A 13,628-nucleotide genomic window follows, 5' to 3' on the forward strand; every position below is an offset into this window, starting at 1 on the left:
CCCGACTCCGGTCTCATCGCGCTCTCTTGACACGCCATCAGCACGCTCCTACGGTGCCCGAAAACGTTTCAGGTCCCTTTTCCGTGCCTCTCGTCACCCCGCCCCAGGGAGCCTCCGATGAGAAGACCGCACGCCCTGCTCGTCGCCCTGTTACTGACCTTCTGTTCCCTCCTCGTCACGCCGTCGGCGCACGCCGCGCAGACCATCGGGTTCCCCACCTTCAGCGGGCCCGCGATCCCCGCCCCGCCCGTGGCCTACACCCCGGGCGACATGATGCGGAGCATCTACGACGCGGAGAGCTCCGGCACCGACTTCTGGATGGACCGGCTGCTGGCCCGCACCGGTGACGACCCGGCCGGGCCCTGGCTGATGAGCCGGGGACGCGCGCTGTTCATGAAGACCCACGACCCCTCGGTGCTGGGCTTCGGCGGCCATGTCGCCTACTGGGAGAGCATCAGCGACAACAACGCCTACACCGTCGCGATCACCCCGGACACCTTCACCGAGCAGGTCTCCCAGCGCCGCCAGGCGCCCAGCAACTGGCAGAGCGTGCACACCAGCGGCTCGGTCACGGTCACCCAGACCAAGTTCATCACCGAGAACAACGTGGCCGTGACCAACCTGTCGATCAAGAACAATGGCAGCGCGTCCACCACGCTCCAGCTGCGGGCGACCTCGCCCTACGCCACGTCCGGCTCGGGCAGCGAGCTGACCGGGCAGGTGAACGCGTACAACAACCTCACCACGCTCCGCCCCCGGCTGACCGGTGACGGTTTCACCGTCTCGAGCGGCGGTCTGAACCGGTCGGTGACCGTCGCGGCGGGCGCCACCGTGACCGCCAAGGTGGTCATGGGCTTCGTCACCGACGAGATCCCCGAGTCGCTCACCGAGTACAACGCCTACGCGGGCTACTCGGCCGCGACCGCCTTCGCCACGCATGTGCGGGCCTACAACCTGTGGTGGGCGAAGAACGTGCCCTACATCGACGTACCGGAACCGGCGATCAAGAAGAACATCTACTACCGCTGGTGGCTGATGCGCTTCAACAACCTCGACGCCGACATCCCCGGGCAGACCTTCCAGTTCCCGACCTCCACCGAGGGCGTCCTCGGCTACAACAACGCGATCGCGCTGACCCAGCCGATGCACATCGACGACCTGAAGTACCTGCGCGATCCGTCCTACGCGTACGGGGACTGGCTGAGCGTCGGCCAGGTCTCCAAGGGCGGGCGGTTCCTCGACAACCCCGGCGATCCGGAGAACTGGTCCAACAGCTACACGCAGTACATCGCCGAGGCGGCCTGGCGCAGCTATCAGATCCACGGCGGCCAGCCCGGCATCGCGGGCAACCTGGCCCACTACGCCGAGGGCGACGTCAAGGGCCAGCTCGCGTACTACGACCACGACAACAACAAGCTGATCGAGTACGACTGGGGCGCGCTGACCGGCAACGACGCCGACGCCGTCTCCTTCCACTGGAAGCCCGGGAACATGGACCGCGCCGAGTCGGCCTACCAGTACAGCGGGGCGCTCGCCGCGGCCCAGGCCTACGAGGCGGTGGGCAACACGGCCAAGGCGACCGAGATGCGCACGCTCGCGACCCAGATCAAGGACGCGATCGTCAACGTCCTGTGGAACCCGAACCGCCAGCTGTTCGAGCACCGGCTCAAGTCGACCAACGAATGGGTGCCGTGGAAGGAGATCAACAACTACTACCCGTTCTCGGTCGGGGCCGTCCCCAACACCGCCACCTACCGGCAGGCGCTGCGGCTGTACGACGACCCGGCCCAGTACCCGGTGTTCCCCTTCTACACGGCCAACCAGGTCGACAAGAAGGCGGCGGCCGACGCCGGCGAACCCGGTTCCAACAACTTCTCCACGATCAACTCCACGGTCCAGTTCCGGCTGTACTCCTCGGTGCTGCGCAACTACCCCAACTCCTGGATGACCGCGACCGACTACAAGAAGCTGCTGTACTGGAACACCTGGGCGCAGTACGTCGGCGGCAACACCGCCTGGCCGGACGCCAACGAGTTCTGGGCGAACTGGAACGGCAGCGCGATCACCTACCGCTCCTGGATCCACCACAACATCCTGGGCAGCAGCAGCTGGACGGTGATCGAGGACGCCGCGGGGCTGCGACCGCGCAACGACGCCAAGGTCGAGCTCTCCCCGATCGACATCGGCTGGAGCCACTTCACGGTCAACAACCTGCGGTACCGCAACGCCGATCTGTCGATCGTCTGGGACGACCCGGCCGACGGTGTGGTGCGCTACCCCGGTGTCCCGGAGGGCTACTCGATCTACGTCAACGGCAGCCGGGCCGCCACCGTGAACTCCCTGGTGCCGTTCACCTGGGACCCGGCCACCGGTGAGGTGACGACCAGCGGCACGGTCTCCTTCCACACGGCCGTCCCCGGCCTCCAGGCGCCGAACCAGGTCGTGCAGGACAGCGCCCGGATGACCGACATGCTCGCCAAGGCCGGCGTCGACCTGACCGCCGATCTCACCAACCTCGCCGCCGGGGCGACCGTCTCCGCCTCCTCCACCGGCTCCGGCACCGCCGCCTCCGGCGCGGTCGACGGCTATCCGACCAACGAGCCGTTCTGGGGCGCGAGCGGTTCGGGCGCACAGGACTGGTACGAGCTGAACCTCGGCACCGCACGTCAACTCAACGAGGTCCGGCTGTACTTCAAGGACAGCCGCCCGGCGAGTACGACCTACCGGGCGCCCTCCGCGTACACCCTCCAGTACTACAACGGCAGTTCCTGGGTGGACGTGCCGAGCCAGACCAAGAGCCCTGCCGCCCCCAGGGCCAACTACAACCTGGTGAGGTTCCCGGCGGTCACCGCCCAGCGGATCCGGGTCCTGGCCACCAACGCCTCCGGGGCTAGAACGGGCCTCACCGAGGTCAAGGTGTTCAACCGGGGCGGGGTCCAGCCACCCGCCAACCAGGCCACGTCCGCGACCGCCACGGCCTCGTACACCTCACCCTGGGAGACCGTGACCGCCGTCAACGACGGCATCGACCCGCCCTCCTCCAACGACACCGTGAACCCGCGCTGGGGCACCTGGCCGGAGACGGGCCAGCAGTGGGCCGAACTGACCTGGCCGACCGCCAGGACCGTCAACCGGGCCGATGTGTACTTCTTCGACGACGACCAGGGCATCGACATGCCGGCGTCCTGGAAACTCCAGTACTGGAACGGCAGTTCGTACGTGGACGTGCCCGGCGCGAGCGGCTATCCGCTGGCGAAGAACCAGTACGACAGCGTCACCTTCACCGCCACGAGCACCACCCGCCTGCGCGTGCTGCTCACGAGCAACGGCTCCAACTCCGTCGGCCTCCTCGAAGCGAAGGTGTACAGCCCGTGACCCGGTCCAGATGCCTGTGCGCGCTGCTCGCGCTGTTCACCCTGGCGGTGGCCTTCCTGGTGGCACCGCCCGCGTCCGCCGCCGTCTCCTTCAGCTCGACAGGGGTCAACCAGAACGGCGGCAACTGCCTGGACCTGCCGGGCGGTTCGACCACCGCCGGCGCCCAGCTGCGGGCCTTCACCTGCTCCTCGGGCGCCGCCAACCAGAACTTCGGCCACACCCCCGTCAGCGGGACGGGCGACACCTACACGATCACCACCCAGTCCGGTCAGTGCGTCGACGTCTACGGGGCGTCCACGGCGGACAACGCCGCGGTCATCCAGTGGCCCTGCCACGGCGGCACGAACCAGCAGTGGCGGCTCGTTCCCGTCACCGTGTCCGGGACGGACAAGACCTTCAACCTGGTCTCCGTCGCCTCCGGCAAGTGCGTGGCGCCGAGCGGCGGTTCGTCCGCGTCGAACACCAACCTCGTGCAGCTGCCGTGCTCGTCCGCGAACGGCAGGGTGTGGCGGCTGCCCGGCTTCACCGCCGGCGGCACCACACCCGCCGGCACCTTCACCAACCCGCTCTCCCAGCACGGACCCGACCCCTGGCTGACGTACTACAACGGCTACTACTACCTGGCGACGACCACCTGGAACTCGACGGTCACCATGCGCAAGGCGAGCACCCTGGCCGGTCTCGCCACCGCCACCGACCAGGTGATCTTCAACCTCACCCGGCCCAACGGGGCCGGCACGATGTGGGCGCCGGAGTTCCATCTGCTCGACGGGCCGAACGGCAAGCGCTGGTACTTCTACTACACGGCCGGACGGGAGCCGTACGACCTGGGCACCCAGCGCATCCACGTCCTGGAGAGCGCCGGGCTCGACCCGATGGGGCCCTACAGCTTCAAGGCCGACCTGCTCGACCCCACCCAGGACAACACCTGGGAGCTGGACCCGAGCATCCTGCAGCTCAACGGGAACCTCTATCTGCTCGGCACCTTCTACAACGGCTCGCAGCCGATGTTCATCCGGCCGCTGTCGAACCCGTGGACCGCGAGCGGCACCCGCCGGATCCTGTCCACCCCGGCCTACGGCTGGGAGACGGTCGGCGGCGCGGTCAACGAGGGCGCGGAGGTCCTCCAGCGCGGCGGGAAGACCTTCATCGTGTACTCGGCGAGCCACTGCTCCACGCCCGACTACAAGCTGGGCATGCTCACCTACAACGGCGGTGACCCGCTCAGCTCCGCGTCCTGGGTCAAGTCGCCGAATCCGGTCTTCCAGCGGTCCAACGCCAACGGCGTGTACGGCCCCGGCCACAACGGCTTCTTCAAGTCGCCGGACGGGACCGAGGACTGGATGGTCTACCACGCCAACTCCTCGGCGAGCGGCGGCTGCGACATGAACCGTACGACCCGGGCGCAGAAGTTCACCTGGAACGCCGACGGCACCCCGAACTTCGGTACCCCGGTGGCCCTCGGCGTCTCCCTGCCGGCCCCCTCGGGCGAGTAGACCGGCTCAGGGCTCCGAGGTCTCGGACTCCAGGGCGGCCCTGGTCGCCTTCCCGTAGACGCCCGACTCGTCCGTGAGGACGAGCCGGGCGAGCTGGTAGCGGCGGACGGCGCTCTCGACCTCGCTGCCGTACTCGCCGTCGGCGTCACCGTCGTAGAAACCGGCCTGTGCCAGGCGGAGCTGGAGTTCCGTGACCTCGGCTCCGCTGTCGCCGGGGCGGAGCACGGGGGCCTGCCCGCCGGTCGGGCTGGGCGCGGGGGCCGCGGTGGAGGTGGCGCCGGTGCCGGTCGGGGACGCGGTCGGCGCGGCGGACTCGGTGGGGGTGGCGGCGCTCTCGGAGGGGGTGGCGCTCGGCGACGCGGTCGGGCTCGCGGACGTCTGGGTGGGGGACGCCGTGGCGGAGGGGCCGGCGGAGGCCGTGCCGGTTCCGGTGGCTCCGGCCGGCACGCTCGCCCGGATGTCGTCGGGGCCCGTGCCCTCCCGCGAGGGGCTCTGGTAGGTGAACAGCGCGGCGATCGCGCCGCCGGTCACCAGCACGGCGGCGGCCGCCCCCACGCCGCTGAGCTGCACGAGCCGCCGGGGCCGCCACCGCTCTCCGCCCGTTCCGACCGCGTCGACCGCCTCGGCCGCTTCATCTGCCTCGACTGCCTCGACTGCCTCGACTGCCTCGACTGCCTCGGCTGCTTCATCTGCTTCATCTGCTTCATCTGCTTCGACTGCTTCGGCCACGTCGACCGCTTCGGCTGCTTCAGTTGCCTCGGCTGCTTCGGCAGCTCCGGCAGCTCCGGCCCCTTCAGCCTTTCCGGTAAGGGGCGCCTGGGGCCGATCACCGAAAGTGGGGGACTGTGCACCGGGGGCCGCCGTGGGCTCGGACGCGCCGTCGCGGCCCGGCCCGGCGACCGGCGCCGCTAAGTCCCCGGTGCCCTCCTCCGCGACCGCCGGTTCCGCGAAGGGACGTATACGCAGGGGATCGAAGTCCTCGGCGGCCGCCGTCTCCGCCGCGCGGGTCTCCAGGTGGGCGTCGGCCGCGCGGCGGGCGCATGAGCAGGCCGGACTGCCGTCCGCCGCCCTCGGCACACCGCATTCCGGGCAGACCAGACCAGTCGGTTCACTCACGCGCCGTTCCTCTCCCTACGAACTACAGAATTCAACCAAACTTTCTGCACCGAATCCCCAGCACACCTTGGAATCCGGAAGCACGGCGTCCAGACCGACGGGAAACAGCCACCGGGCCCCACCCCGTCCACCGCAGATAAATATTCTGTATGTGCGGTAAGTGCTTGATCGTCCTATTCTGATCCCGTGAGGACTCGGGGCAATCTACGGCCGGTCCTGAGGCCGGCGGGAATCGAGCTGCTATGGCTGAGCGGCTGAAAAGATCGGCACTGGTCGGCGAAGTGTCGGCCGAATTCGCCGGGACCATGGTTCTCATCCTCTTCGGCTGCGGCGTGGTGGCCCAGGTCGTGGCCGGTGGAGGACTGACGACACCCCCGGGCGGGCTGGGCAACCACGACAGCATCGCCTGGGCCTGGGGTCTCGGCGTCACCCTGGGCGTCTACACCGCGGGACGCCTGAGCGGCGCACACCTCAACCCCGCGGTGACGGTCGCCCTGGCGACGTTCAAGGGTTTCCCCTGGAAGAAGGTGGCGCCCTACGTCGTGGCCCAGTTCCTCGGCGCCTTCGTCGCGGCCCTCATCGTGCGTTGGAACTACACCGAAGCACTGGGGAAGTACGACCCGGGCCACACCATCAAGTCCCAGGGCGTGTTCTCCACCCTCCCGGCCAACGGCAACCCCAATCTGCCGGTCCACGAGTGGGGCGCGTTCCGTGACCAGGTCATCGGCACCGCGATCCTGCTGCTGCTGATCCTGGCCGTCACGGACCTGCTGAACAACCCGCCCCAGGCGAACCTGGCCCCGTTCATCGTCGGCCTGATCGTCGTGGGGATCGGTATGGCATGGGGCACCAACGCGGGATACGCGATCAACCCGGCACGTGACTTCGGCCCCAGACTCGCGAGTTTCATCACGGGGTACGGCACAGCCTGGAGAGATCAGTACGACAACTTGTACTTCTGGGTGCCGATCGTCGGTCCGCTGATCGGCGGTCTGCTGGGCGCCTTCCTCTACAAGTTCTTCATCGGCCGGTTCCTGCCCACGGCGGAGCCCGAGCCTCCCGGTCGCATACCGGCCCCCGAGGACTGACACCCCCGACAAAAGAGGCGGCATCCCCATGGCGGACTTCGTGGGAGCGGTGGACCAAGGCACCACCAGTTCCCGTTTCATGATCTTCGACCACAACGGCAACGAGGTGGCGAAGCACCAGCTGGAACACGAGCAGATCCTCCCCAAGGCGGGATGGGTCGAGCACGACCCGGTGGAGATCTGGGAGCGCACCAACTCCGTGATCCAGAACGCCCTGCGGCACGGGAACCTCTCCCCCACCGACCTGGCGGCGATCGGCATCACCAACCAGCGTGAGACCACCGTGGTGTGGGACCCGCGCAACGGCCGGCCGTACTACAACGCCATCGTCTGGCAGGACACCCGAACCGACTCCATCGCCGCGGCCCTGGAACGCGAGGGCAAGGGCGACGTCATCCGCCGCAAGGCGGGGCTGCCGCCCGCGACGTACTTCTCCGGCGGGAAGATCCAGTGGATCCTGGAGAACGTCGACGGCGTGCGTGAGGCGGCCGAGCAGGGCAACGCGCTCTTCGGCAACACCGACGCCTGGGTGCTGTGGAACCTGACCGGCGGTCCCGACGGCGGCATCCACGCCACCGATGTGACCAACGCCAGCCGCACCATGCTGATGGACCTCGAGACCCTCGACTGGGACGACGAGTTGCTGGGGTTCTTCAATATTCCGCGGGCGATGCTGCCGAAGATCAACCCCTCCTCGCACGCGGAGGCGTACGGGACCACCCGGACCTCCCGGCCGCTGCGCGAGGCCATCCCCATCGCCGGTGTGCTCGGCGACCAGCAGGCGGCCACCGTCGGCCAGGTCTGCTACGCCCCGGGCGAGGCGAAGAACACCTACGGCACCGGCAACTTCCTGGTGCTCAACACCGGTACCGAGCTGGTGCGTTCGCAGAACGGGCTGCTCACCACCGTGGCCTACCAGTTCCAGGACAGCCCGGCGATCTACGCCCTGGAGGGCTCGATCGCGGTGACCGGGTCCGCGGTGCAGTGGCTGCGCGACCAGATGAAGATCATCTCCAGCGCGCCCGAGAGCGAGACACTGGCCCGGAGCGTCGAGGACAACGGAGGCATGTACTTCGTCCCCGCCTTCTCCGGTCTGTTCGCCCCGTACTGGCGCTCCGACGCCCGCGGCGCGATCGTCGGCCTCGCCCGCTACAACACCAACGAGCATCTGGCGCGGGCGACCCTGGAGGCCATCTGCTACCAGAGCCGCGATGTCGTCGAGGCCATGGAGCAGGACTCCGGGGTCCATCTCGACGTCCTGAAGGTGGACGGCGGGATCACCTCGAACGATCTGTGCATGCAGATCCAGGCCGATGTGCTCGGCGTCCCGGTGAGCCGTCCGGTCGTCGCCGAGACCACCGCGCTCGGCGCCGCCTACGCGGCGGGCCTGGCCACCGGTTTCTGGCAGGACCAGGACGAACTGCGCACCCACTGGCTGGAGTCCAAGCGCTGGGAGCCGCAGTGGTCGGAGGACCAGCGCGCGGAGGGCTACGAGGGCTGGAAGCGGGCGGTGGAGCGCACACTCGACTGGGTCAAGGTCGAGTAGCTCCCCTGTCCTCGACACCGTCGTCGACACGGCTCCCGGCCGCCTCGGCCGGGAGCCGTCCTCGTGCCGTCAGCGCACGTACTCGATGATCTGCATCATGCCCTCGTCCTCGTGCTGGGACTGGTGGCAGTGGACCATCGAGCGGCCCGTGAAGTCCTCGGCGCGCAGCCGGAAGGTGATCGAACCGTGCGGCGGGAGGCCCACGGTGTCGTGCCAGACGGGGGTGGCCAGCGGACGGTGGTTGATCTCGGTGACGAGGAAGTGGTTGGTGTGCAGATGGAGGGGGTGGTGGGCGTGGCGCCGGGAGTCGTTGGTGACGGTCCACTCCTCGACCTGGCCGAGCCGCACACGGTGGTTGACGTAGTCCGGCCGGAAGCGGCCCCACTGGACATCGGACCGCCCGGCCCGGGGGTCGGTGGGCGGGGTCTCCCCCTCGCCGAGGATGCGGTAGGCGTTGGGGAAGTCGCCCGGAAAGACGTTCTCGTAGCTGCGGAAGATCAGCGAGCGCCGACGGGTCGGTTCGGGCAGGGTGGTGGGCCGGCCGGGCAGCCGGGTGGGCAGTGACATCGTGCGGGGGACGCCGGTGACCTTGAGGGTCATCAGGGGTTGGCTCACTCCGCCCGCCGTCAGCCGGTGGACGCCGGGTTCGCCGCCGCGGACCAGCAGGTCGGCCCGGCCGCCGACCGGGAGCTGGAAGGCGGTCACGGGGGCGGGCTTCATGAAGGTGATGCCGTCGGCGGCGATCTGGTACGCCTTCAGGCCGTCCAGGGTCAGATAGAGCGTGGTGAGCGCACCGGCGTTGACGATCCGCCAGCGCTGCACCTCGCCCGGGGCGATGGTCAGGGTGGGGTTGGGCGCGCCGTTGACCAGGAAGGTCGAGGCGATGCCGTCGTAGACGGCCTCCGAGGACAGGTCGGGCACCTTGCCGCCGGACACCTTCAGTTCGTTGATGCAGACGACGATGTCCTTGGCCGCCGCGACCTCGGGCACCGCGTCGATGTCGCCCTCCACGATGATCACGCCGGCCAGGCCGTTCAGCAGCTGGGTCGCGGTGGATCCGTGGTGGTGCGGGTGGTACCAGAACGTCCCGGCCGGGTGGTTGAGGGGGATGTCGACGACACTGCGCCAGCTGGTGGCGGCCCTGCCGGGGGCGCCGGCCGGCTCGAAGGAGCGGAAGACGTTGTCCGCCTCGCCGGTGGGGTCGACGTGCATGCCGTGCAGATGCAGGTTGAAGGTGTTGAAGCCGTGCGGGACGTTCATGCCGAGGTCGTGGTGGGCCGGGGCGGGGTTCGGCGGGAGCGCGTTGACATGGGTGACGTGCAGGGAGTCCCCGGGGCGCACGCGCAGGGTCGGCCCCGGCAGGGAACCGTCGTAGGTGCGGGTGAGCACGGTGCCGACGCCGGGCAGCCGCTGCTCGGTGAACCCGACCGTCAGCCGGGTCTCCAGCCGGCGCGGGCGGAACCGGACGGTCCGGGTCGCGGGCTGCGGGAAGGGGGTGCCGGTGGCCGCGCGTGCCGTGGACCGCGCGTCGGCGTGTGCGCCGGTCGCCCTCCCGGCGATGGCCGCCCCGGCCGCGAGCGGCAGGCCCTTCAGTACTCCACGACGCGGCACAGATGCCATGAATCGCCTCCAGGACGGCAGGGGTCGGACCATCGATGCGGACACACCACACCCCTGTCATCACGGAGTGCGATGATAGTTTACTCGGAGTAGTTGACGGTGCATGTGCGGCGCGGCCGATCGGGGCACCGCCGCGTCGGGGCGTTCGCGCCCGCGGAGCCGGTGAGGGACGACGTGCCCGTCCGGCCGCCGCCCGCCGAGTTGTCCGCGAACTCCCCTGGAATTGTCCGTGATCCGTAACGAACGGATCCCAGGGGCCCCGTTCCTCGTCCTGCCAGGTGATCGGAAGGCGACCGAAGGTCGACGAGGAACAGCGGGAAAGTGGGCGGACATGGCGCGGCACGTCAACGGGCGGGGCTGGTACGGCAAGATGGTCGGGGCGGCGCTCGGGGTGACGGTGCTGGCCGCCGGCGCCTCGGTGTGGGCCACGCAGGCCGGCGCCACGGGTACCGGGTCCCGGGCGGAGAGCTCCGCCAAGCCGGGCGGTGACATCAAGCCGGTGGACATCACCATCGCGCACGCCTCGGACAAGGGGGCGCGGGGCGTCAACATCACCATCGACGACGGCCCCGACCCCGAGTGGACCCCGCAGGTCCTCGACGTGCTGCGGGAGTACGGGGTGAAGGCCACCTTCTGCATGGTGGGCACGCAGGCGCAGGCCCACCCGGACCTGGTGAAGGAGGTCGTCGCGGCCGGGCACCGGCTGTGCGACCACTCGGTGTCGCACGACACCACCATGGACAAGAAGTCCGAGGCCTACCAGTCGCAGCAGATACTCGACGCCGAGCGGATGATCACCAAGGCGTCCGGAGGCGTCCGGCCGATGTACTACCGGGCGCCCGGCGGCGCCTTCACCCCGTACAGCCGCAAGCTCGCCGCCTCCCGCGGCATGCGCCCGCTGGGCTGGAACGTGGACTCCAAGGACTTCGAGCGCCCGGGAGCCGACGCGATCGTCACCACCGTCGAGCAGGAGCTGCCCAACGGGCCGACGATCCTCTTCCACGACGCGGGCGGCGACCGCTCCCAGACCGTCGAGGCGCTGCGCCGGATCCTGCCCTGGCTCAAGGAGCAGGGCTACTCCTTCGGCTTCCCGGTGCGCTGAAGCCCGGCCCCGGCCAGTCAGTACGCGCTGGTCCGGTCCTCGTAGACGCGGGAGCCGCTGTCCCACATGCCCTTGGCGTACGAGGTGACGTCGATGTCGTTCACCATCTTCGTGTAGCAGCCGGTGCCCGACGTCGCCACCGTGCACTTGTACTCACGGCCGTCGCTGGTGCGGTGGACGATCGCGTACGGGGTGGACTGGTCCAGCGTGTTGTAGCCGGCGCGCGAGATGCGGGCCCAGGCCGCGCGGCAGCTCGGGCTGTAGCGGAGTTCGAGATACGCCGTGCCGAGCCAGACGGCGCCGCCCGACGGGGTGATCGCGTCGTCGGCGCAGTAGGTGGCGGGGTCCTTGCCCTCGCAGCTCGACCCGTAACAGCTCGCGTCGGCGGCGGCGCCGGCCGGAGGGGCGAGCGCGACGCCGGTGGCGGCGACCAGCAGGACGGACGTGGCGGCGGCCCAGTTCCGGAGCTTCATCCTCTGTCTCCCTGTACAAGGCGGGTGATCCGGCCTCGGGACCGAGGACCGGTCCCGTGAGGATGCGGCACCGATCTTGCGCATACCTTGTGCGGGACCGGGCGGTCAGGGCGGCGACGGCGCTCGGGGTCCCGGCGCGAGGTACGCCAGCAGGCCGCCCGCCCGGGCGGGGGTCCAGGCGCGGGCGTGGGCGGGTGGCGCGCCGCCCGGTGGTACGAGGGCCGCGACGGGCCGGGTCCGGGCGGCGCGGCCGATGGCGTCGGCGGTGGTGTTGGCGTCGTGGCCGGTGACCGCGGCGGACGCGCAGCCCGCGTAGTACGCGACGGGGACGTAGTCGCGCCCGGTGAGCAGACAGGGCGGGCGGACGCCCAGTCGGTGCAGCGCGGCCGCGGTGCGGGCCCACTCGCGGTGGGCGGCGGTGGTGCGCCGCACGGTGTGGTCCAGCACCGCGAACTGCACGGCCAGGTGCACGGCCAGGGCGAGGGTCACCAGGGCCGTCGTCAGGCGTCGCCGGATCCGCCCCGGCGCCCTGACCCCGTGCACCAGGAGATCGGCGACCGGCACGGCGAGCAGCGCGTAGGCGGGCAGCAGGAAGCGGGGGGCCGCGTAGCCGATCAGGAAGAGGTAGGGGAAGGCCGCCGAGGCGGCGCAGGCCAGCGGTACCAGGGTGAGCGCCGGGCGCCGGGCGCGGACGGCGACGACGGCCGCGCCGGCGGCGAGGAACGGCAGGGCCCACCACCACAGGGTCAGCACGACCGGGGGCAGGTCGCCGGTGCACGGGCGGCACAGCGTACGTCCCGACAGGCCGCGCAGCTGGTCCGCGACGGCGAGGTTCCAGCCCAGGCCGCCCTGGATGCGGGACGCGTCGGCAAGGCGCCGCGCCGGGCCGCCGTAGGAGACGTACGCCTCGATCACCCACTCGGCGGCCCCCAGGGCGAGCCCGCCGGCCAGTGCCAGCAGCGGCGCCGGGCGCCGCCATCGCCGTACGCCCACCAGCAGGACGAGCAGGGGCAGGGTCGCCCAGACCGCGTCCGTGGGGCGCATCCAGGCCATGAGCGCTGCGCTCAGGGCCAGACCGCACAGGGCGCGCCGGGACCGGGGGCGCAGGAAGTACCCCGTGGCGGCCAGGGCGCCGACGGCGACCCAGTAGTTGGGCATGGCCTGCGGGCCGTAGAACAGCGTCACCCACAGGGTGGCGAACAGGGCGCCGGCGGTGGTCAGCACCCGGGCGGGGAAGACACCGCGCCAGGCGCGCAGGGCGAGGAGGAGTCCGAGCCCGGACAGCACGGCCAGGTAGATCCTCAGCAGTGCGGTGGACGACGACCAGGCCGCGACCGGCGCCACCAGCAGTGGGACGCCACGGGCGCGCGGGGCGCTGAAGAACGCGGCGGGGGCGTGCGAGGAGACCTGGCTGACGTAGACCGACTCGTCCCAGCCGAGCCCCATCCAGGGCCGTACGAGCAGGAGTTGGGCCAGTGTGAAGGCGCCGGCCACGACCAGCGGTCCGGCGTCCGGCCGGGACCGCCACGGGGCGCGGTCCGTCTTCGCGGAGCCGTCCCCGCGCGCGCCGGTCAGCGTGACCTGCGGGCTGTCACTCACCACTCCCCCTGGTCCCACGACGGCGGGTCACGGCGATCGTCCGGACGGGAGATCCCCTACGGACACCGTTCCAGCCGTGATCGTGACGGGCCTCCGGGGCGGGGCCGAACGGCCCAACGGCGGGCATCGGAGGGCCGGTGAACGGGGTCACATTCTCGGGGAGGGCAAGGTCACAGCCGCGCCCTCTGCTGCCCCTTTGCGCCTCTGGCCTAC

The 13,628-nt window shown here is 70.3% G+C and carries 9 protein-coding genes; 5 read left to right on the top strand and 4 right to left on the bottom strand.

Annotated features, from left to right (window positions below):
* Nucleotides 1-117: 117 nt before the first annotated feature.
* The gene (locus ABZ464_RS26610) at nt 118-3,375 is read left to right on the top strand and encodes a discoidin domain-containing protein (protein ID WP_359280394.1); all 3,258 of its coding nucleotides are present in this window, start codon (nt 118-120) and stop codon (nt 3,373-3,375) included.
* The gene (locus tag ABZ464_RS26615) at nt 3,372-4,871 is read left to right on the top strand and encodes a family 43 glycosylhydrolase (protein ID WP_359280395.1); all 1,500 of its coding nucleotides are present in this window, start codon (nt 3,372-3,374) and stop codon (nt 4,869-4,871) included. Before ABZ464_RS26610 ends, ABZ464_RS26615 begins: the two co-directional genes overlap by 4 nt.
* 6 nt (nt 4,872-4,877) lie before the next feature.
* On the opposite strand, the gene ABZ464_RS26620 is transcribed toward ABZ464_RS26615, so the two are convergent.
* A complete protein-coding gene (locus ABZ464_RS26620) occupies nt 4,878-5,987 on the bottom strand; it encodes a peptidoglycan-binding protein (RefSeq protein ID WP_359280396.1) in 1,110 nt (369 codons plus the stop codon).
* Nucleotides 5,988-6,229: 242 nt separating this feature from the next.
* Between ABZ464_RS26620 and ABZ464_RS26625 the strand changes: the two genes are divergently transcribed.
* Both ABZ464_RS26625 and glpK read left to right on the top strand, forming a co-directional pair.
* Complete coding sequence (locus ABZ464_RS26625) at nt 6,230-7,075, top strand: MIP/aquaporin family protein (RefSeq protein ID WP_359280398.1); 846 nt, start codon at nt 6,230-6,232, stop codon at nt 7,073-7,075.
* Nucleotides 7,076-7,103: 28 nt separating this feature from the next.
* Nucleotides 7,104-8,621 (top strand): glycerol kinase GlpK, encoded by a 1,518-nt coding sequence (glpK, locus tag ABZ464_RS26630; RefSeq protein ID WP_359280399.1) that lies wholly within the window; start codon nt 7,104-7,106, stop codon nt 8,619-8,621.
* A 69-nt stretch (nt 8,622-8,690) separates the two neighbouring features.
* Here the strand turns inward: glpK and ABZ464_RS26635 are convergent, their stop codons facing one another.
* Nucleotides 8,691-10,241, bottom strand: a complete 1,551-nt coding sequence (locus ABZ464_RS26635) for a multicopper oxidase domain-containing protein (protein ID WP_359280401.1) — start codon at nt 10,239-10,241, stop codon at nt 8,691-8,693.
* A 331-nt stretch (nt 10,242-10,572) separates the two neighbouring features.
* Here ABZ464_RS26635 and ABZ464_RS26640 point away from each other — a divergent pair, with 331 nt between their 5' ends.
* Nucleotides 10,573-11,343 carry a polysaccharide deacetylase family protein gene (locus ABZ464_RS26640; protein ID WP_359280403.1) on the top strand — a complete coding sequence of 257 codons (771 nt, stop codon included), beginning with the start codon at nt 10,573-10,575 and terminating at the stop codon, nt 11,341-11,343.
* A gap of 17 nt (nt 11,344-11,360) precedes the next feature.
* Here the strand turns inward: ABZ464_RS26640 and ABZ464_RS26645 are convergent, their stop codons facing one another.
* Both ABZ464_RS26645 and ABZ464_RS26650 read right to left on the bottom strand, forming a co-directional pair.
* On the bottom strand, nt 11,361-11,816 hold the full coding sequence (locus ABZ464_RS26645; RefSeq protein ID WP_359280405.1) for a DUF2690 domain-containing protein: 456 nt from the start codon (nt 11,814-11,816) through the stop codon (nt 11,361-11,363).
* Between the two features lie 105 nt (nt 11,817-11,921).
* Nucleotides 11,922-13,415 (bottom strand): hypothetical protein, encoded by a 1,494-nt coding sequence (locus ABZ464_RS26650; RefSeq protein WP_359280407.1) that lies wholly within the window; start codon nt 13,413-13,415, stop codon nt 11,922-11,924.
* Between the last annotated feature and the right edge of the window lie 213 nt (nt 13,416-13,628).

Source organism: Streptomyces sp. NPDC005820 (assembly GCF_040630255.1).
Classification (GTDB): Bacteria; Actinomycetota; Actinomycetes; order Streptomycetales; family Streptomycetaceae; genus Streptomyces.